This is a genomic window from Staphylococcus sp. HMSC14D10 (genome assembly GCF_001808125.1).
Taxonomy (GTDB): Bacteria; Bacillota; Bacilli; order Staphylococcales; family Staphylococcaceae; genus Staphylococcus; species Staphylococcus haemolyticus.
The window spans coordinates 279-17,596 of the sequence record NZ_KV792253.1 but is presented as its reverse complement, the minus strand read 5'-3'; the positions used below and the strand labels follow the sequence as shown (position 1 = coordinate 17,596).

The window sequence follows — 17,318 nt, the reverse complement described above, 5'->3', positions numbered from 1 at the left end:
CTTATATAAGTGATTGCCTCTTATTGTGTAGGCAATCATTTTACTTTATTGTGATATCTTCTTTTACCGTATAAAATTCAATTACATTATTACTATTTCCTACCTTACCTTTATTAAAAGATTTATTTTCAACTTTTGCCTCTCCTGTACCTGGGTGTAATTTTAATAAAGTATTTTTAGGTTCATCTTTATAGTCCAAATGAATATAATCATGCTTACTTGATCCTTTTACATCTGTTTCACTATTCATGTTTGTGAAATTAAGATAACCAAGTTCACTTACAAATAACGATTTTTTTATCTTTGAATTATTTACTTCGACGTTACCTACCCCTGTCTTAAATTCACTATTAATGATATCACTGTTTTTAATTTTTACTCCACCAGCATCGCTCTTGTAGGAAAGATTATCAAATTTTGAATTTTGAATTTTTAAATATTTGTTGTCTTGATAAATCGAACCTTTCTTAACGTTAATGCCATTAAGATTCACATTTCCAAATCCTGAATATACATCTAAATTATTAATACTTTTATTTGGAAGTGTAACTTCAATTTTTGATTTACTTTGATTAAAAGGATTAATATTAACGCTATAACCCCTCTTGTCAGATTTATGCTCTTTTATGTTTAATGTATCTTTTTTGCGATATACCTTAACATCATTATCACCATAATATTTAACACCACAATGTTCTCCTTGCTTAATTGTGACTTCTGAATTATAGCTGTAAATATCTAAATTTTTCATTTTCACATTACTGTATGCTCTATCATATTTTAGCTTTTTAAATTCATCTTTATCATGCACAAACCAGACTAAAGTTGCTGCTAAGAAAAATCCTACAAATATTACTATGCCTGTTATCATTGCTTTCTTCATTGTTTAATTCTTCCTTTAACCGTTTGGATATACCAAGTTAAATATTTTAATACAAGTCGATATAAATTTTGTGTAATTTTCATGGTAACTACAAATAAGACGATACCTAATCCGGCATATGAAATGCTAAATAAGAAATTACTAAACGAATCAACAATCCCTTTAATGATACTCATTGATATTATTATTAATGGAAGAGAAATTAAAAAAACAGAGAATATAAACACAACAAACAATAACGCTATAAATATTACAATAGGGATGATGATGAAGAAAAAAGAAAGCACGCCAAGACTTAATGAAGCCATTATAGCCCTAATAATATTCCGTAGGTTAGGAGTTACTTTAGCATTGGATATTGCTTCTTTGGCTTTAACTTCATTACCTATATCATGTGGTTCTTTTAAATCCGATATAATATCTTTTTCTGATTTCCCTTTCGATTCTTGTTCATAGAAATGATTTTCATAATCATCCATGAGTTTATCTTTTTCTTCTCTTGGTAATTCATCAAGTTCTAATTCAAGTTCATTTAAAAAGGTAATCTTATCCATTATCTCACTTACTTTCTTAATTGAATTATCTCTATCTTATCGAAAAGTAGCTTATTTTGATGTGCATTGTAAAAGTATCACTTTTTAACGACTAAAAAATTCAATTCGTTTAACCACATTATCTTTATATAAAATGGACAGCTTCATATGGTGCTCTTTATCAACATAAATTAACGCATCATATCCTTTACCTACTTTATCTTTACGATAATTATCACCTAAATAATTGATTGCATGATCCACTCTATCTCCAATTTTAACACCGAAGTTGGTTGTTACATCATGATCATTAATCAATACGATCCCTTTTACTGTTTGGTGTTTATTTTTTACTTTTACAGTTAAATCTTTATGGTTTTTATCGTTATAGAATTTGTATCTATCCAACTTTATGTGATGATTTATCTCATAATCATTTTCATTAAATGGTCCATTCAATTGAATATCATTTATCTTCACTTCAGTAAGATCAATAGTTTTTTCATTTTTATAGATTGTAAGACACGTAACCACTATAATAGCTATTATTGTAAAAATACTAAAGATTATCCATCGATTTTGAATGCGCAAACGTACCACCACTTCTATTCTTATTAACTTAAATATATCATAACCACTTACTGAGAAACATCTAAACCACTACAATCATTTCTTATAGATTTGTAACGTTGCTTTAACGTTCTTATTATTGTGATAAAACTAATATATTTTAAGTTTTATAATTATTCTTTCTTAGTAAAAATTGTTATAATGATATAAATTTAACGGGGAGGTTTTATTTATGGCTAATTTAGAAACATATTTTAATAATAGTCAGCCACTTGATGAATATATCGATAGCATGACTTTGAATAAAGATAATGTATTAACAATTTACAATGCATTCACACTACCTTCATCTGACGATAGAATCAATCAACTTAAAGATAGTTCTTATTCTAAAGTCTTGGTTATAAGTGAAGATTGGTGTGGCGACGCTATGATGAACTTACCTATATTAAAGCGTATAAGTGAATCACTACAGCTAGAAGTACGCGTATTCCATAGAGATGAAGACACAAATCTCATTGATCAATATTTAACAAATGGTACAGCACGCTCGATTCCAATCTTTATCTTTATGAATGATCAATTTGAACAGGTAAATGTTTGGGGCCCTAGAGCTCGTGAAGCTCAAGAATTTGTTACTCAACTTAGAGCTGAAAAACTACCACCTAAAGATGCACACAATTATGAGGATAAAGAAAAAGAAGTACATCATGAAATCGCTTCTAAATATAAATCAGATACTGAGTTATGGAATCAAGTTTATGACTCTATAATCAGTAAGTTAATGCTATAAAAGTATATAAAGTAAGAGGGTAATAAAACAAATTTTGTTTTACTACCCTCTTTTTTGGATATCAATTTCTTGGCATATATTATATATCCCTTTTAGCTGCATAAGCAATATTAGCAATGAATAAAACAACAATTGATGCTAAAGAAATAAACCATTGCCAATTTGAAAATTTAATACTATCCGTTTGAGATTTCTCAGTTAAGTAACTAAACGGAATATACTTTAATGATTTTTGAATTTTTTCTCCCCAGTCAGGAATCAAACCAATAAAAGGTTGAATAAATGGAACTATAAATACTAAGAATATACCTAGTGTAAAGATTACTGCCGGTTTTTGAACAATTAATGTAACTAAAAATAAGAGTAAACCAAAGAACAGTAAGAAGATAAGATAGAACCATATGTTCGTTAAGAACTTATCTCCGTCTAAATTTTTTCCATCAGTAAATGCTTGTACTAACATTAATGTGATATATGTGATGAATGCAAAAATGAATGAAAATAAAATAATTGAAATTGTTTTAGCAATAATATATCCAATTCTATTTTTCACTTTATTCATATAAAGTTGAATCGTACCTTGTGAATAATCACGTGTAATTGTCTTAATCACTACTAACAAGCCAAAGAATAAGAACATCCAATTTGCCATAGATAAAATAGATGAATAATTTACTTGATCATTATTTCGTGCCATTAAGAACGTTATTAATCCTAAAACTAACCAGATTAAAATTAGTGCTATATATGTTAAATAGCTTTTACAAAAACTCAATATATCATATTTAACTAATTGTAAACTTCTCATTTATTTGTCACCTCTTTGATTAATATTAAAGTACGTATCACGAAGCGAACTTTTTCTTGTTTCAATATACTTAGGATATAAATCTTTTTGTGCTAAAGATTTGAGTAATTGTTTATAATCTTTTTGTGCTTTAATCATTATTTCTCCACTATCTTTATGTGATTGAAGCACGTTAAAATGTTCTGTTAAATAGTCTAGTGCTGTATTAAATTCACTAACTTCAAATTTAATCGATGTATGATCTTGTGCACTACCATCTTTCATATTGACATCTTGTACAAAATTTCCATCACGTAGAAAGACAGCTCTATCACAAATCAATTCAATATCTTCCAATTTATGACTTGAAATTAGAATTTTCATTTCTAAATCATTCACTAATGATTGAATAGTCTCTAATACATCAATTGAGCCATCTGGATCCATACCGTTTGTCGGTTCATCAAGAATTAGATATTTGGGTTTGTTCATTAATGAAACTGCTATCGCAAGTTTTTGTTTCATACCCATTGAATACTTTTTTACTTTTTTCTTAATGTATGGTCTCATACCAAATGCGTCAATGATTTTATCTGTATATTCTTTGTCGAAACCTTTGCCTAGAACTTGAGCAAATAATTTCAAGTTATTTAATCCTGTTTTATTATCATATAATTTCGGATGTTCAATAAGATAGCCAACGTTCTCGTTATCATTTAATTGAACTTTCCCTTTAAAATTAATAATATTGCCATTCATGACTTTCATTAATGTTGTTTTACCAACACCATTTTTACCAATTAAACCTACAATTTTGCTATTTCCAAAATCAAAATTGATATTATCTAAAACATTGTTATCTCCATATGTTTTTGTAATATTTTCTAATTTCATATAGGCCCTCCTTTATTTTCACGATGAATTATACGTCTTAATTGAATCAAATAATTTATAATCATCCAAACAATACTTAAGCTTAATAAACCATAATTGTAATATATGCCAAAGATATTATAAGAAATATGATGATGAAAAACGAATGCATTAATTAGTGTAAAAACCATTGTAATAGCGAATGGAAAAACTAACATCATTATCAAGATATAAGGTGCATATGATATCCCTTCGCGTTTCTTTTCAGTATTCCTACTAAATGCAATTGGAATACTTAAAAAGTTTACAAATATAAAAGCAATCGCAGTTGAGTATCTTAAATCCCCAAAATCAATATTAGAAGATTGAAAATTGTACAAAGCGATAATAACACCACCAAAAAGTGTTAATACGATACAGGTAATGTAATTCGCATTAAGCATGTCTTTTTTAGAGACAGGTAAACTTTCGTAAAACAAATATGAACTTTTACCTCCTAATCTTCTATGTATTCTAAACAAGTGTCCAGAGTCTAATATGCTAACCGCCATTAATGTGATTGCAATCGGTGCATAGAATAAAAAATAAAGTTCTGTTTTAGAAAATACGAAAGCATATAACGGATTTAATAGAAGTAATAAGATATAAATGGCAATCGTTATACTCCTACATTTAAAATTTCTAATTAGTAATTGTTTCATTTTATCAACCTACTTTGCTGAAAATCCTGTTGATTGTCATTACTTTTAGACTTTTCGATGTAAATCATAAGTTCTTCAATCGTAGGTTGTTTAATATTAACTTTTTTTCCGAACAATTCTTTAAACACTTGTGCCTGTTTAGTAAAACCAACAAAACCTGTCGACTTCACTTCTTTATAAAGGAACAAGCGATTTAATTCCTCGTCTAAATCTTGATTATCACCTTGTACAATTGAGTATTGTTCTTGAAGTTGATGACGAAAACCTTGCATAATAATTTCTCCATCTTTTATATGTACAAGATAGTCAGCAATTTTCTCTAAATCCGAAATAATATGGGTTGAAATAAATAAAGTCTTATGTTCGTCGAGTAATTCACTTTGTAAAATTTCTAACACTTCATTACGAACGATAGGGTCTAACCCCGCAGTTGGTTCGTCTAATATAAACAATTCAGCATGGTGGCTCAAAGCTAGTGCTAAAGACAATTTCATTTTCATACCTGTAGAAAAATGTTTTATTTTTTCATTGAAAGGTAAATTGAATTTTTCTAAATAATTTTTAAATGCTTGTGAGTCCCAATCGTTATAAAATGGTGAAACCATTTTTTCAAGTTTTTTTGCAGTCCATTGTTGGTTAAAATAAACTTCTGAATAAACAAAACCTATTTTATTTTTTATCCATTTCGGTTTGTTTGCTATTTGTTCACCAAATATTGATATATGACCATGATTAGGTTCTATAATATCCATTATCATACGAATTATCGTTGTTTTCCCTGCCCCATTAGCCCCAATGAATCCAGTTACAAATCCTTGAGGAATACTGAATGAAAGATTGTTTATTGAAAATGCACTACTTTGTAACGACACATCTTTTACTTCAATGACATTCATTCTTCTTCCTCCTCATAAATTAAAGCTAGTATTTCTTTTAATTCCTTGAGAGGCATATCTATTGTTTTTGCTTCTTTAATCATTAATCGAGCAAGATTTTCAATTACAAAGAATTGCTTTTCTTTTAATATGGAACTATCTTGTTCTTTAACAAATGTACCTTTTCCTCGAACAGTTGTTACGAATCCTTCTTTCTCAAGATCTTCATAAGCTCTTTTAGTTGTAATTAAACTCACCTGTAAATCCTTTGCAAGCTCACGCATCGAAGGTAAGTGGCTACCAGCTTCAACATAACCCTTTAAAATATTCTCTTTTATTTGTTGTTTGATTTGTTCATAAATGGGTTGCTCACTGGTGTTCTTCAATATAATTTTCATTGATGTCCCCCTTTAATAACTGTATATAAATAATATACACACTATATACACGTTTGTAAAGGAAATAATGTAAACACTTATAATTGTTGGTATTAAAGCTACAAATTGTATATACATTATAGATACAATTCTTTTTAAAAATAAAACTCTATATCTAACGTCAAACGCTAGTATAGAGTTTAAAAATGTTATTTTCTGTTTTTCTTTCTATCATTATTACGATTAATAAAAGCACATATGATAAACATAATTGCTGCTAATAATAATTTAACACCTTGATTCTCGTGTCCTGTAGCCTGTAAATAATATCCAATAAGAAATAAGATAATTGCCAAACTAACGAAAATCTTAGTTAAATGTTTCATCATAATCAACACCTCAATACATGTATTATAACAAATTAAAATTATAAATTTGCTTACTAAATACATTTAAAATTGAAAATATTAATCCATGTGTTACAATTTAATTGTATCCACGAATTACATTACACAACCCCTAACTTGTAACGGCAAGTTAGGGGTTTTTGTGTATGGTCATCTATTTATCTTTCCACTTAGATTCTAACCAAACACGAAATATAACGAGTATACCACCCGAAATTAATGTCACCATACCATCTAATAGCCACGACATTACACTACACCTCCAAATGAAAAGTGTCATATCTTATGATGACCTGACATTATTCTAACATAAAATACGAACAAATGTTCGCTTTTTAAAAACTCAATTCTCAATTCTATGTAATCATTATAAGAACACTTTATCTTTAAGTCATTTAAAGATAATATATTATTAAACACTAAAATAAAGTGAGGTTAAATAAATGAACCCATTAGCACAAAATTTAAATAATCAACTTGTTGATCATTGTCCAGAAATATTAAGTATGCTATCAAATTTAGGTCAATCAATGTATTATCCAAAAGGCATTTTATCTCAATCTGCTGATGCTAAAAAAACTAAATATAACGCTACAATTGGAATGGCTACTAATAAAAACGGGAAAATGTATGCTGATACTTTATTTGATGTCTATAATCATTTATCTCCAGATGAAGTCTTTCCGTACGCCCCACCTCAAGGATTAGAAGCTTTAAGAGATTTATGGCAAGACAAAATGCTAAAAGAAAACCCTGATTTATCGAAAGAGACAATTACTAGACCTATTGTCACTAATGCGTTAACTCACGGATTATCTTTAATAGCTGATTTATTTGTAGAGAGTGGAGATACTGTTTTAGTACCAACACATAATTGGGGTAACTACAAATTAATTTATGAAACACGTCATTCTGCAAATATTGAGACATATTCAATCTTTAACCAAGAAGGACATTACACAACAAATGATTTAGTTACTACTTTAGAAAATTTCAATCAAGACAAAGTTATTTTAATTTTAAATTATCCAAACAATCCTACCGGCTATACACCGAACAATGATGAAGTTACAACTATAGTTTCAGCGGTTCGTTCACTAGATGAAAAAGGAACAAAAGTGATAGCTGTAGTAGATGATGCATATTATGGTTTATTCTATGAAGATGTTTATCGTCAGTCTATTTTTACTGCACTAAATCAAATTGAATCAAGCAATATTTTACCAATTCGTTTAGATGGTGCTACTAAAGAATTCTTTGCGTGGGGGCTACGTGTTGGTTTCCTTACATTTGGATTAAATAATAATGTTGCTAAAGAAGTGTTAGAAGCGAAAGTTAAAGGTTTAATAAGAAGTAATATTTCAAGTGGACCAATGCCTTCTCAAAGTGCTATTAAATACGTTTTAGAAAATCATGATGAATTTGATAAAGAAATTCAACAAAATATAGATACATTACAAGAAAGATATGAAGTTACAAAAACTGTTGTTTATGACGATAAATACAAAAATCATTGGCAAGCCTATGATTTCAATTCTGGTTATTTCATGGCAGTCAAAGTCAATGGCGTAAATCCTGAAGAACTACGTACGCATTTAATTAACGAATATTCAATCGGTATTATAGCGTTAAATGACTCAGATATACGTATTGCTTTCAGTTGCATTGAAAAAGATGACATTCCACATGTTTTTGAATCAATCGCAAAAGCAATCGATGATTTAAAGTAAGCGATTGATATAAATAAAAAAAGTAATTAGGATGACATTGAAGAAGTATTTATATTCGATTTATTCAATCTATCGAAATTAAAAATAACTCGAAAGCTGTGATCTAAATGGTAATTATTTTTTCAATATTGCTTATTATTACATTAATCTCCACTTCGTATTATTTGTATCTTTACGCTTTTACTCCGAAAGGACATGTATCCAAATAAGATAAATAGGATCACTCATCCTATTTATCTTATTTGGAGCATGGTTATTAGATTTATTATAAATTTTCGGATTATAGTTCTTAATTAAAAGACGAGTCTTGGGTTTAATTCCTAGACTCGTCTTTATTTTAGATAATATAGTTTTTTAAATTGTTATAATCTTTCGAAAGTTAAGTTATCTTTATATTTCTGTTTTCTTCCATTTTCTAATTTTAGTTCTAAATGACTTAAATGGTGCTACGATGTTAATGTGAATCCATTTCCAAACTCGCCATTTGGAAGGTGTTGATGAAGCCCATTCCATTTTTCTACTCTCAAATAATGTTACATTATCTAAACTTTTAATTAAATTAATAATGCTATCTACTTCCTTATTGATCTGATTAATAAGTTGTTCTAATGTGTAGTTTGAGTACGTTGTATAGAATTCTTGATATAATCCTCCTAAATTATTCCACTTATAGTCAGGACTAGGGTTACAACTGGTATATTTTTTATTATCATTCTCCCACGATTGAATTAAATTTAACCATCCAAGCTAGTATGCGCTCATCTGTGTAGGTGTTCTATCGACACCAATTTTATATACATCCTTATCTGATTCTGATACATCACTAAATTCATTAATAAAAAGTTTAGCCTTCTTACTAATTTCAAATATTAAATCATCTTTATTTGAATAAGTCTGCATGTTATCATCGCCTAATATTTATTATATAATATTCCATTAAATTAAAATATGTATTTATCAACTATATTAGAACTTAAATTATTGGTATATTTATTGTTAAAAAGCTTCACCCCACTAAAACCGATTATATAATAAAATTTCTTTTTTTAATTTACTTCTTAAATTTTTTATTTTGATAGGATTTGTGAACCAATAAACCTTTGCTTTGTAAGAAATAAAAAGTCAATGCTTAGTAGCATTAATGTTTTCCATGTATTTGATTTTTCAAAATCAAAATTACTATTTTTTCAATAATGTTCTTAATATAGGGCTTCAGTTTATTAATCTCATATTATTTCCTACTAACATTATACAAAAACCTTATTTATAGACATAATATGTCCTTTCTATTTGTTAATTTGTATTGTATACCACTTAAAAAAGTAGCTTTTAATAATTATCAAGGAGGAAATCTCAGTGAGGAAATCCAAAGTTTTAGTAACATCAGTATTAGCCGGAATATTATTATTTACAGGAGTCGGAGCAAGTCAACATGTACATGCTACTGATAGCGTAGTAAATGCTAACAATGCTACTAATATCGCTGTTGAAGTTATGAATAAAAATGGTAAGGATGGCCCTAGATTAGAAAATTATTATGATGTAGAAAATAAAGGGAATTACTATTTAGTTCAGTATGGAAATAAATCTGGTGCTGGAACTGGAGCTATAAGGTTTTATAAAAACGGTGATATAACTATAGAGAGTGGATACAATGCTACTATTGATAAAGGTAACTTCACTTATAATGGTAAATATGAATTGGACAAATCTTTGTATAGCCAAAAGCTATCTAACGATAATTATCAATCAGTTCAAAATAATACTAACAAAACTACATCAACTGGTGACATCAGTAATATAACAAATGAAAATAACATTTCATTAAACGAATCTAAATCAAATAGTAAATCTTTATCAGAAACAGGTAAGCAATCTAATTCTGGTTTAATTTCAATTTCGCTTCTATATTATTTGTAGCTGGTTCATTAATAGCATATGGGAGAGTTTCTAAATCTAATTAATTATTATCATAAGATATTAACAATACTTATTCGGGGGATCATTTATAAAACGTAAATTAATTTATTTTATCTCAATTACTGGCTTGGTATTATTAGTTGCTGCATGTGGTAATGGACTAAAAAAAGGAAAATATAATTTTGCACAGAGTAGTGGTATTGACTATTTAAATGTCGACATGGTTTTAGAAGTTCCAAAAGATAATGCCAATACAGCTAAATTAACATATGGTGGCGAAACATTAAAACTTACAATAAAAGGTGGAAAAATGATATTTACTGATGGTAATGATAAAGAAAGTATAAATTATAAAGTTGAAGAAAATGGCGAAACTATCAAATTAGATGGCGGAGAAGGTCATAATGCTATATTTAGAAAGCAATAATCACCCAAAAATCCTTTAAATTTGTTTCAAAGCCATTTTTACTTGTTTTTTTAGTCATATTTTAGATAACATTATTAAGTAAAACTTAAAAATATCGAACCTTCATATGAACAATAAAAGGGTAGCTCTTTCAGCTACCCTTTTCATACTCTATCATAATATATATATCGTTTTACATCATACCTGGCATTAAGTATCATATAAAATAGATATAAATAGAGAGTGAAAAGACTATAATATCAACATTTAGAATTTTGAATAACTCTATTATTTTTAGCTTTTTTATTCTGTTATGTCATAATTATGTCATTCGAATAGTATATCAAAATACGATATATAGCTAAAGATGAAATGTTAAAATTGAAAAAACACAAGATATTTGTGCACTTTACTTTTAATAAATTTCTAGCTACATCTTTTTTGAAATGTTTTATTTTAATACTCAATTATCAGTAAATTTTTAAGCTGGTTTATATTCCATAATTACTATTTTATTGTTTAGCCTTTTTTTCAGATAAGGTATATATCTACAATACCCAAAGAGCCCCCACCTTTTCTTATGGTAGTCAAAGTAATTATATTCATTTATAACTTTCATTTTATTTGGTAAAACTTTATCCAATTCATTTAAATCATTGTATCCATATTTAAAAACAGGTTGTGAGGATAATTTTGATACAGATTTATGTCTTTTTGTATTATTTGCAATTGTTTTTGAGCAAAATTCAATCGCAAAGGCCAAATTATGATCTCCAAACTTTTTAATAATAGTATGTAATAATTTAGTCATTACACTCTCATCAAAATACATCAATACACCTTCAAAGATAAACAATATATTTGACTTACTATTAAAAAATTTATAATTTTTAACATCTTCAATCCAACTGTAATCCAGCATTGATTTAGCTATCATCTTATAACTATCTGTTTCTTTAAAAAATGTTTTTCGTATTTCTATTGATTCAGGTACATCTAAATCTATCCACGATATTTTTTCTTTATTAAATCTTTGAAACCTTGTATCTAAGCCACAACCTATATTGACCACAATCAAATTTTTATTATCCTTGATAAGTCTTTTAGTAACACTATCTATTATCACAGAACGTATACTAATTCCAATTTGAGACATGTCATCACATGTAACATTTTTGTACATATCATCTAAACCATCAAATATTTTTTTAGATAGTGCGTCTTTTATTATTGGTTTTTCGTATTCGTACTCTTTTGCTCGAGCTATCAAAGGAATTAACATTGATTCGGGAATTCCATCCAGTCGTTTCATTTAATCACTCCTTAAAAATATTATTATTAATACATTAGAAATTTTTATAACTTATTTCTAGTGAGATTTATTTAAAATTTCTTTTTTTAATTTACTTCTCAAATGTTCTAATGTAATAGGATCTGTGAACCAATAATCTTCTGCTTTATATGAAATTACATGTCCTTTTTTTACAGCTTCAATATTCTGCCATGTATGTGTTTTTTCAAAATCAAATTTTCCGTACGAAGGTTTACTTAAAAATATATAATCACCAGCATATTTACTAATATTTTCTTTTGAAATGGAAGCATAACCTTTTTTATCTTCTTGTAATTTATCTTTATATTGCTTTGTCATTGGCATACCGAATGCATCATGAACAATATCCAAACCACGACCCCATGTAGAGTTATATATGTATATTTGCTTTTCATCTGGTTCAAACACAGATGCTGTTGCTTGACCAACTTTACTTTGAATTTCTTTTTTATCTTTTCTAGTTTTATCTTCCCACTCTTCAATCCATTTTTTGGCTTTATCCTCATTATTAGTCAACTTGCCTATTTCTTTTAATATTTCTTTATGATTGTATTTATTGTATGTATATGGGACTGTTGGCGCTATTTTTTGATATTTTTTAATATTTTTATCCATAGCATCTACAACTATTAAATCTGGTTTTGCTTTAGCAACTTTTTCAACATCGTTTTCTCCAATATAATCAACCCCTTTTAAATAAGGTTTTAAGATTGAAGAATCTTTAGTTATATCTGAAACAGCAATTGGTTTGATTCCTAACTTTATAAAATCACCAACATAAAATCCAGTTAATACAGCAACTCTTTTAGGTTTCTCTGGTACTTTCAGTGTTTTACCATTTTCAATTTTATAGTCTATAGTCTTTGTCGAGTCACTTGTTTTATCGACAGACGCTGAACACGCAGTCAAAATAAATAAACTACATAATAAAATTCCAATTAATCCTTTCATAATATCATCCTTTCGTTTTTAATTGATATTCATTTTCAATTATAGATTTTTAAAAATAATAGTCAATACTTATACCTATCCTACTCGATGATATGAATGTATTTCGTTAAGCCATAATTAACTTATACATTGTTTTTAACGTGTGAGAGAATTTTTATTATCACATGAAAGCTTTTTGATATAGAAGTTTGTGAATAAAAAATAGGCAAGTACCGAAGTACCTGCCTAGAAAAGGATCATTCACTTTTTATATTCTAACTGATTTTTCCCCATAAGTCACTTAATACCTGACTAGTTGGAACAGAACTATTCCATGTTCTAATAGGCAAGTAATAACGTTGCCCCTCCCGTTTATATAATACCCATAAATAATTTTTATATAACTAATTTATGTAATTTTACAAGGCTCAAAATTGAGTTCTGCAGTTAAATTCATAAACATTTAGTATGGAATTTTAGTTTTGCTGTTTGATGTTATGTGTATTTTGGTGCGTTCTGGTACAGGTAAGTTAGCTATTTCCGATAAAGCTCTCAGACCTAAATGTTGGTATGTACCAACATCTTTAATTTCTTCAGAAACTTTAATGAAACGATGAGCTTGTGTTCTATCTAAGTTGATATTTTTCAACCAATTACCCAATTCTCCATGTGCTAGGTCATTTTCTTTCACATGCTTCAATCTTCGACCAATCTCGAAAATCGATTAACCAGCCTTTGATGATGTCGAATTTAACAATGTAATATATACATTTTGCATACATAGTTATTAAAACTCATTCCCCACTGCAACACAGGGCGTTTCTCAGCGTCCTAAAATACAAAAAACGTCACTCGTAAGTGACGCTTGAAACGATATATTTAACTTACCCGTATGCTAATTAATAAAATACCGACTAATACAATGTTTTTTGCTATTAGTAACTGATTGATAGGTTGTAATCATCATTTTATCTTTATTCATTTTACCATGCTGACTTGGTAAAACTAAATGTTGTGGATCAATACAAACTATTTTTATTTCGTTATCAATCAAATCGTAATACCAATATACTCTTAAACCCTCTTGAACATCAAGTAACCCTCTAATATCTGTTTTCATTAAGCCCTTTATATTTCTAATATCTTGTTGAGTATATAAAGATAAAATTGATAACATTCTCTCATCATAATTTATATTCGTAGCTTCATCGGGGTTATTTTTGACTATGCTTATATTTTCACTGAAATGGGTTATAGCATTGATTTGATTTTGTTGTGTAAAATCAGAAATAAAATTAGTAAATTTCAGATCATTATTTTGTTTTGAATACTTTACTTCTTCATTAAAAAAAACAACTTCTTTTACTTCAGCATTTCTTAACTCGATTTCTACTTTGTCAGTTTCAAATTCATTTCTAGTTGGTAAAAAATCTTTATTAACTATTTCAACGTGAACGTTCTTTTTTCTTTTTTTAGAAGTAACATTACTATTAAATCTAGGCATTTACCAATCCTATATATTCCTTAATAATTAAATCGTTATTCATAATTTCTTGCTGAGTAATTTTATTTTTCCACTCTTCATCTTCATGAGAACGTTCTACTAAACCAAAATCACTAATTTTTAAAGTACTCTTAATAATTTCTCTCAAATATTCTGTAATTTCCTGCTGCATTGTTTTATCTTCTATTTCAAAATTACTCATTGAAAAGTCTATGTCATTATAGCCAAGACTATATTTATTGTTCTTATATACGTCTCGAATAACAGGGCCGTATTGCCAAGCTTCAAATTGAGCGTCAAATAAATATTCAGGCAAGTTTAAACTTTCACTTTTTGTAACTTCATATTCTTTACTTTTAGATAGTTGCCCATATGAAGCACCATAATATGCAAATAAAAAGTATAATGTTTTTTGTAGTCTTAAAGGAGAAATGTTTTTTATTTCTTCTTTCATTAAACCAATTATATTTTCAACTGTTGTCAGGTATTTTTGCTCAGCCATGATAAACTCCTCCATAATCAACACATCATATTGAACATAAAAATAACAGTGACTATACACTGTCACTGTGTATACTTTCTATAATTGGTACACAAAAACAGTATATATCTTTGTGTGTATTCGCTAAGATGTGTTACGCATTTGCAACTCTTATTTATAATATAGAGCATTTCAACATTTTTTACCATACATCCACTCAAATTTGTCAACTTAATCTGAAATTGCGGAAAGAATTTAGATAAAATAAACCACCACCTATTTGAAGGTAATGGTTTCACATTAATCCTCTAACGGTATATCATCAACAATCATTGTTCTGTTAGGGTGTTGCTCATGTAGTTCATCTAATGCTTTCCGTTTTTCTTCTTCCTCATCTTCCGGCCACTCACCTATATTAATGAAAATTGGCGTGTCCGTAGATAACTCTTTCTTATCCGTAAATAACTTATGATACTTACCTAGCATATCTCTAGCACGTAAACGGTCACTAGGCTTAATCGGTACTTCCACCATTTCTACATGCTCATTGTACACTAAGTTCATTTTGTCGGTATCTGGGTTGCGTTGAAATTCCCCGCGCTTAACAACGACCTCTCTCACTTCGCTCTCGTCACCTACTGCTGCATTACTTAGGATATGAAGTAGTTCGTTAGCTGATAGCACGCCCTCATCAATCACTTTCTTACGTTGCTCATCAATGTACTTAGCCACTTTTTCATTCTTTAGCAATCTACTACCTTGTACACTTGCAGTATGAGGACTATAACCAGCCTTAATTGCACTTTGTGTTACATTTAGCGTCTTTAGGTACTCAGATATAAACTTTTCTTGTCTAGGGTTTAAATCACTCATGTTATCCCTCCTCTAATTTGTCTAATAAATCATTCCATAGTTGACGTATTCTTTCTCTACTTAATTCAAATATCTTTGCAATTTCACTCATAGATTTCCCTTCACATAGTAAGAAAAATATGTAGTATTCCCTTCTAGTCGCTACTGTATAAATAAGCCGATCTAGTTCATTAAAGAACACTTGATCACCAGTATTCTCACTCAGTTTAAAAGGGTCGACTTTATCATTCAGTGAAAAGAAATCATCTATATTGGTATTTTCATCATTAAATGTAGTATCATGGTTCTCTTTTGAGTAGTCACGTATAAACTGTTTAATAGCCTCTCTATCGTAACTCATGCTCTTACACTTACTTTCTGTCTTAGCTTGTATAAGTCACGTTGTAGGCGTTCTATGAGGTCATAATCTATCGTCGAACCATTGGACTGCATATAATACATGATTTCCTTTTGTTCACCTGGAGTATATCGCTTAATAACTTGTTTTAATTGCTGCATGTTTCTATTCGCTTTTGTTTTGAAACGTTTCAATTTTTCTTTTTCACCTATAATATCAATCACTAACTTTTCTAGTGGATAGGATATTGATACAACGCCATGAACATCATTTGTAGTCATATGTGAGATATTTAAGTGATACATCATATCTATTTGCATAGTGATGGCCTTAATCTTGGTATTAATAAATTTAGGGTTATATTCCGTTAGCAATGTGTACTCAGATATTTTATTTTCGTGATAGATTAGTGGGTATTTCACTCTTCTAAGGTTCATGTATGCACCTCACAAATAAAATGAGCCTATCACTAAGGATAGGCAAGATATTTATTTTTTAACTATGCGATTTTCTTCGGCCATTCTCATAAGTCTTACATCTCTTTGTGATTTTTGGGACAATTCGTCTTTTTTCTGTTCTCGGATATTTTGAGAAAATTGTTCTTCTACTACATCTAATACTTTTTGAGTTTCGTCTGCCGACAATGTTGTTTCTGTTAAAAGATAATTGCTAACCTTATCTAAATTGTATTTTCTAGCCATTACTTAGCACCTCTTAATTGCATTTTATTTCTTATATCAATGAAAGGTAGTTCGTCTCCACTCACATAATTGGAATATTTATTAGGGCTGAAATGATTTTTGATTTCTGCCCTTACTTCCTTATCCTTCTCAAAGTTTTCTTTGTCATAAACTCGAACAAATCTATCAAATTCTATTTCATATTCATCATTTAATGCTGCGATTTCCCCTACCACTTTGTTATATTCCTGAACGATTGGCTCAAATTTTGCTAATATACGTTCTTTGTCCTTTTTGTACAAATGAGGTAAATCTGCTTGATGTT

The 17,318-nt window shown here is 28.7% G+C and carries 23 protein-coding genes and 3 pseudogenes; 4 read left to right on the top strand and 22 right to left on the bottom strand.

The window, feature by feature from the left end; translation table 11 throughout:
• Positions 1-40: 40 nt before the first annotated feature.
• The 3 genes from HMPREF3134_RS06115 to HMPREF3134_RS06105 form a co-directional block, all read right to left on the bottom strand.
• Positions 41-883 (bottom strand): DUF4097 family beta strand repeat-containing protein, encoded by an 843-nt coding sequence (locus tag HMPREF3134_RS06115; protein WP_070441512.1) that lies wholly within the window; start codon positions 881-883, stop codon positions 41-43.
• On the bottom strand, positions 880-1,437 hold the full coding sequence (locus HMPREF3134_RS06110; protein WP_053025109.1) for an HAAS signaling domain-containing protein: 558 nt from the start codon (positions 1,435-1,437) through the stop codon (positions 880-882). The genes HMPREF3134_RS06115 and HMPREF3134_RS06110 overlap by 4 nt, the downstream gene beginning before the upstream one ends.
• 84 nt (positions 1,438-1,521) lie before the next feature.
• A complete protein-coding gene (locus HMPREF3134_RS06105; protein WP_053025110.1) occupies positions 1,522-2,007 on the bottom strand; it encodes a hypothetical protein in 486 nt (161 codons plus the stop codon).
• 211 nt (positions 2,008-2,218) lie between these two features.
• Here HMPREF3134_RS06105 and HMPREF3134_RS06100 point away from each other — a divergent pair, with 211 nt between their 5' ends.
• Entirely contained in the window at positions 2,219-2,779 is a 561-nt protein-coding gene (locus HMPREF3134_RS06100; protein WP_070441509.1) for a thioredoxin family protein, read from the top strand.
• Positions 2,780-2,858: 79 nt separating this feature from the next.
• Here the strand turns inward: HMPREF3134_RS06100 and HMPREF3134_RS06095 are convergent, their stop codons facing one another.
• From HMPREF3134_RS06095 to HMPREF3134_RS12480, 7 genes are all read right to left on the bottom strand, one after another.
• On the bottom strand, positions 2,859-3,587 hold the full coding sequence (locus tag HMPREF3134_RS06095) for a phenol-soluble modulin export ABC transporter permease subunit PmtD (protein WP_070441506.1): 729 nt from the start codon (positions 3,585-3,587) through the stop codon (positions 2,859-2,861).
• A complete protein-coding gene (locus tag HMPREF3134_RS06090) occupies positions 3,588-4,460 on the bottom strand; it encodes a phenol-soluble modulin export ABC transporter ATP-binding protein PmtC (protein ID WP_011275330.1) in 873 nt (290 codons plus the stop codon).
• Positions 4,457-5,140: a phenol-soluble modulin export ABC transporter permease subunit PmtB gene (locus HMPREF3134_RS06085; RefSeq protein ID WP_070441501.1), complete on the bottom strand. Its 684-nt coding sequence runs from the start codon at positions 5,138-5,140 to the stop codon at positions 4,457-4,459. Before HMPREF3134_RS06085 ends, HMPREF3134_RS06090 begins: the two co-directional genes overlap by 4 nt.
• Positions 5,137-6,036: a phenol-soluble modulin export ABC transporter ATP-binding protein PmtA gene (locus HMPREF3134_RS06080; RefSeq protein WP_070441498.1), complete on the bottom strand. Its 900-nt coding sequence runs from the start codon at positions 6,034-6,036 to the stop codon at positions 5,137-5,139. The genes HMPREF3134_RS06085 and HMPREF3134_RS06080 overlap by 4 nt, the downstream gene beginning before the upstream one ends.
• Positions 6,033-6,413: a PSM export ABC transporter transcriptional regulator PmtR gene (locus tag HMPREF3134_RS06075; RefSeq protein WP_011275327.1), complete on the bottom strand. Its 381-nt coding sequence runs from the start codon at positions 6,411-6,413 to the stop codon at positions 6,033-6,035. Before HMPREF3134_RS06075 ends, HMPREF3134_RS06080 begins: the two co-directional genes overlap by 4 nt.
• A 188-nt stretch (positions 6,414-6,601) precedes the next feature.
• The gene (locus HMPREF3134_RS06070) at positions 6,602-6,778 is read right to left on the bottom strand and encodes an SE1626 family protein (RefSeq protein ID WP_141738631.1); all 177 of its coding nucleotides are present in this window, start codon (positions 6,776-6,778) and stop codon (positions 6,602-6,604) included.
• Positions 6,779-6,953: 175 nt separating this feature from the next.
• On the bottom strand, positions 6,954-7,049 hold the full coding sequence (locus HMPREF3134_RS12480; RefSeq protein ID WP_011275325.1) for a Trp-rich small protein: 96 nt from the start codon (positions 7,047-7,049) through the stop codon (positions 6,954-6,956).
• Positions 7,050-7,242: 193 nt separating this feature from the next.
• Here HMPREF3134_RS12480 and HMPREF3134_RS06065 point away from each other — a divergent pair, with 193 nt between their 5' ends.
• A complete protein-coding gene (locus HMPREF3134_RS06065; RefSeq protein ID WP_070441496.1) occupies positions 7,243-8,529 on the top strand; it encodes an aminotransferase class I/II-fold pyridoxal phosphate-dependent enzyme in 1,287 nt (428 codons plus the stop codon).
• 390 nt (positions 8,530-8,919) lie between these two features.
• Here HMPREF3134_RS06065 and HMPREF3134_RS06060 read toward each other — a convergent pair.
• Positions 8,920-9,429: pseudogene (locus tag HMPREF3134_RS06060) on the bottom strand (ClbS/DfsB family four-helix bundle protein).
• 456 nt (positions 9,430-9,885) lie between these two features.
• Here HMPREF3134_RS06060 and HMPREF3134_RS06055 point away from each other — a divergent pair.
• Positions 9,886-10,449 carry a hypothetical protein gene (locus tag HMPREF3134_RS06055; RefSeq protein WP_070441494.1) on the top strand — a complete coding sequence of 188 codons (564 nt, stop codon included), beginning with the start codon at positions 9,886-9,888 and terminating at the stop codon, positions 10,447-10,449.
• Positions 10,450-10,576: 127 nt separating this feature from the next.
• A complete protein-coding gene (locus HMPREF3134_RS06050; protein WP_070441490.1) occupies positions 10,577-10,876 on the top strand; it encodes a hypothetical protein in 300 nt (99 codons plus the stop codon).
• Positions 10,877-11,336: 460 nt separating this feature from the next.
• Here the strand turns inward: HMPREF3134_RS06050 and HMPREF3134_RS06045 are convergent, their stop codons facing one another.
• From HMPREF3134_RS06045 to HMPREF3134_RS12470, 11 genes and pseudogenes are all read right to left on the bottom strand, one after another.
• The gene (locus tag HMPREF3134_RS06045; protein WP_002445384.1) at positions 11,337-12,167 is read right to left on the bottom strand and encodes a class I SAM-dependent methyltransferase; all 831 of its coding nucleotides are present in this window, start codon (positions 12,165-12,167) and stop codon (positions 11,337-11,339) included.
• 57 nt (positions 12,168-12,224) lie between these two features.
• Positions 12,225-13,139 (bottom strand): iron-hydroxamate ABC transporter substrate-binding protein, encoded by a 915-nt coding sequence (locus HMPREF3134_RS06040; protein ID WP_002445383.1) that lies wholly within the window; start codon positions 13,137-13,139, stop codon positions 12,225-12,227.
• Between the two features lie 254 nt (positions 13,140-13,393).
• Positions 13,394-13,504 (bottom strand): annotated as a pseudogene (locus HMPREF3134_RS12475) (hypothetical protein); the annotation flags it as partial.
• A 77-nt stretch (positions 13,505-13,581) separates the two neighbouring features.
• Positions 13,582-13,809, bottom strand: a complete 228-nt coding sequence (locus tag HMPREF3134_RS06035; RefSeq protein ID WP_002445380.1) for a hypothetical protein — start codon at positions 13,807-13,809, stop codon at positions 13,582-13,584.
• Between the two features lie 204 nt (positions 13,810-14,013).
• Positions 14,014-14,622, bottom strand: coding sequence for a hypothetical protein (locus tag HMPREF3134_RS06030; RefSeq protein WP_002445379.1), 609 nt, complete (start codon positions 14,620-14,622; stop codon positions 14,014-14,016).
• A complete protein-coding gene (locus tag HMPREF3134_RS06025; RefSeq protein WP_002492698.1) occupies positions 14,615-15,124 on the bottom strand; it encodes a Panacea domain-containing protein in 510 nt (169 codons plus the stop codon). Before HMPREF3134_RS06025 ends, HMPREF3134_RS06030 begins: the two co-directional genes overlap by 8 nt.
• Positions 15,125-15,403: 279 nt before the next feature.
• Positions 15,404-15,976 (bottom strand): terminase small subunit, encoded by a 573-nt coding sequence (locus tag HMPREF3134_RS06020; RefSeq protein ID WP_070441487.1) that lies wholly within the window; start codon positions 15,974-15,976, stop codon positions 15,404-15,406.
• A gap of 1 nt (position 15,977) precedes the next feature.
• Positions 15,978-16,316: a sigma factor-like helix-turn-helix DNA-binding protein gene (locus HMPREF3134_RS06015; RefSeq protein ID WP_070441484.1), complete on the bottom strand. Its 339-nt coding sequence runs from the start codon at positions 16,314-16,316 to the stop codon at positions 15,978-15,980.
• Positions 16,313-16,750: a pathogenicity island protein gene (locus HMPREF3134_RS06010; RefSeq protein ID WP_070441483.1), complete on the bottom strand. Its 438-nt coding sequence runs from the start codon at positions 16,748-16,750 to the stop codon at positions 16,313-16,315. The genes HMPREF3134_RS06015 and HMPREF3134_RS06010 overlap by 4 nt, the downstream gene beginning before the upstream one ends.
• Before the next feature lie 51 nt (positions 16,751-16,801).
• Positions 16,802-17,014 carry a hypothetical protein gene (locus HMPREF3134_RS06005; RefSeq protein ID WP_070441482.1) on the bottom strand — a complete coding sequence of 71 codons (213 nt, stop codon included), beginning with the start codon at positions 17,012-17,014 and terminating at the stop codon, positions 16,802-16,804.
• A pseudogene (locus HMPREF3134_RS12470) lies at positions 17,014-17,318 on the bottom strand (pathogenicity island protein); the annotation flags it as partial. The gene HMPREF3134_RS06005 and the pseudogene HMPREF3134_RS12470, both read right to left, overlap by 1 nt.

Coding starts and splice junctions, on each gene's coding strand:
- HMPREF3134_RS12480 (WP_011275325.1), bottom strand. CDS start 7,049: ATGTCGTGGCTATTAGATGGTATGGTGACATTAATTTCGGGTGGTATA.
- HMPREF3134_RS06075 (WP_011275327.1), bottom strand. CDS start 6,413: ATGAAAATTATATTGAAGAACACCAGTGAGCAACCCATTTATGAACAA.
- HMPREF3134_RS06090 (WP_011275330.1), bottom strand. CDS start 4,460: ATGAAATTAGAAAATATTACAAAAACATATGGAGATAACAATGTTTTA.
- HMPREF3134_RS06040 (WP_002445383.1), bottom strand. CDS start 13,139: ATGAAAGGATTAATTGGAATTTTATTATGTAGTTTATTTATTTTGACT.
- HMPREF3134_RS06085 (WP_070441501.1), bottom strand. CDS start 5,140: ATGAAACAATTACTAATTAGAAATTTTAAATGTAGGAGTATAACGATT.
- HMPREF3134_RS06095 (WP_070441506.1), bottom strand. CDS start 3,587: ATGAGAAGTTTACAATTAGTTAAATATGATATATTGAGTTTTTGTAAA.
- HMPREF3134_RS06005 (WP_070441482.1), bottom strand. CDS start 17,014: ATGGCTAGAAAATACAATTTAGATAAGGTTAGCAATTATCTTTTAACA.
- HMPREF3134_RS06025 (WP_002492698.1), bottom strand. CDS start 15,124: ATGGCTGAGCAAAAATACCTGACAACAGTTGAAAATATAATTGGTTTA.
- HMPREF3134_RS06115 (WP_070441512.1), bottom strand. CDS start 883: ATGAAGAAAGCAATGATAACAGGCATAGTAATATTTGTAGGATTTTTC.
- HMPREF3134_RS06110 (WP_053025109.1), bottom strand. CDS start 1,437: ATGGATAAGATTACCTTTTTAAATGAACTTGAATTAGAACTTGATGAA.
- HMPREF3134_RS06045 (WP_002445384.1), bottom strand. CDS start 12,167: ATGAAACGACTGGATGGAATTCCCGAATCAATGTTAATTCCTTTGATA.
- HMPREF3134_RS06020 (WP_070441487.1), bottom strand. CDS start 15,976: ATGAGTGATTTAAACCCTAGACAAGAAAAGTTTATATCTGAGTACCTA.
- HMPREF3134_RS06010 (WP_070441483.1), bottom strand. CDS start 16,750: ATGAACCTTAGAAGAGTGAAATACCCACTAATCTATCACGAAAATAAA.
- HMPREF3134_RS06070 (WP_141738631.1), bottom strand. CDS start 6,778: ATGAAACATTTAACTAAGATTTTCGTTAGTTTGGCAATTATCTTATTT.
- HMPREF3134_RS06030 (WP_002445379.1), bottom strand. CDS start 14,622: ATGCCTAGATTTAATAGTAATGTTACTTCTAAAAAAAGAAAAAAGAAC.
- HMPREF3134_RS06065 (WP_070441496.1), top strand. CDS start 7,243: ATGAACCCATTAGCACAAAATTTAAATAATCAACTTGTTGATCATTGT.
- HMPREF3134_RS06100 (WP_070441509.1), top strand. CDS start 2,219: ATGGCTAATTTAGAAACATATTTTAATAATAGTCAGCCACTTGATGAA.
- HMPREF3134_RS06080 (WP_070441498.1), bottom strand. CDS start 6,036: ATGAATGTCATTGAAGTAAAAGATGTGTCGTTACAAAGTAGTGCATTT.
- HMPREF3134_RS06015 (WP_070441484.1), bottom strand. CDS start 16,316: ATGAGTTACGATAGAGAGGCTATTAAACAGTTTATACGTGACTACTCA.